General features: G+C 41.8%; 1 protein-coding gene. It reads right to left on the reverse strand.

Annotated elements, in window-relative coordinates; all coding sequences use genetic code 11:
* On the reverse strand, positions 1-1,319 hold a 1,319-nt coding region (locus tag QUB52_RS29110; RefSeq protein WP_332976353.1), incomplete at its 3' end, for a hypothetical protein.
* Positions 1,320-1,346 lie beyond the last annotated feature (27 nt).

Raw genomic sequence — 1,346 nt, forward strand, 5'->3', positions numbered from 1 at the left:
CACTCGTCATAAAGGCCATCGCTATCGGTATCCGTTGATGATGTGGGTCCGGCAACTGTAAAAGCCACAGTGTTTTTGGCTCCACAATTATCTGTGACAGTCACCGTATAAATTCCACCTATGAGATTTGTTCGATCTTCAGTAGTGATTCCGCCGCCCCAATTATAAGTGTACGGTGCATTCCCTCCCGCTGCAGTAATATTTATTGCTCCCGAAGAATTGCACGTAGCATGGGTAACCACTGCGCTTGTATCTAGGCCAAAAATTAAAACGCGATTATTCGTTCCATTCGATACGTATAGTTTACCAGTGGTAACATCAAAGTAACAGTCCGAACCTGTCGATCCAGTTTGGGTAGTTGCAGCGGTATTGGTTGTAAAGTTGGCCTGTCCTAGCACATTAACTGCACCTTCACCGATGGTAACGGTTGCAACATCAAAAACCATAATCCTTCTATTTCCGTTGTCTGCAACAAACAGTCGCTGCGAACATGGATTTAAAGTCATCGCTCTCGGGCCACTTAATCCTGCCTGTGTTGTAGCAGCTCCACTATTGGCAAAATTTATCTGACCCAGTACGCTAACAGCACTTTCGCCATTGGTGATAGTGGTTAGATCAAAGACTAAAATACGATTTGTGACTTCGTCGCTTACGTAAAGTCGCTTATTAACTGAATCGTAAAGCAAATCAGTAGGAGTATCAATTGACGCGGCCGACACCGGTGCTATGACATTGGATATAAAATTCGCTTGCCCCAGTACATTGACTGCAGCTTCTCCATTAGTAATAAGAGCTGTATCAAATACCACAACCCTATGATTATTATCTTCCGCTACAAATAATCTGTTGCCTACTGGGTCATAATCAATACCAGCTGGATTATACAATTTTGTCGATGAAGTACCTTCAGATACTGTCGCAAAATCGGGCTGTCCTAAAACATTTACCGCAATTTCACCATTTGTAATGGAAGCAACATCAAATACAAGCACTCTATTATAGATAATATCACATACAAAAAGACGGTTATTCGCCTGATCGTAAGCCAGCCATCTTGCACCTCCAGCACTAAATTTTGAATTTGAAGCTTCTGAAGTGTTAGTAGTAAAATTGGATTGACCCAATACAAAATCGGGTGTCTTGTCTATAAGGTGATTATTACTATCGAGATTGTAAATCAAAACCCGATTGTTAAGTGCATCAACTAAAAATAGGCGATGGCCAACGGCATCAATGGCTATTTCTCGGGGATTATTAAGTCCAAGTGCATAGGTAGATGCGTTGTTGTTATTAATTGCGCTTTGCGTGTAATTATTCACGAAACCTGACGTGGTGGTATATTGCCC

Source organism: Microcoleus sp. A6-C6, from assembly GCF_036705955.1.
In the GTDB taxonomy this organism is placed as follows: domain Bacteria; phylum Cyanobacteriota; class Cyanobacteriia; order Cyanobacteriales; family Microcoleaceae; genus Microcoleus.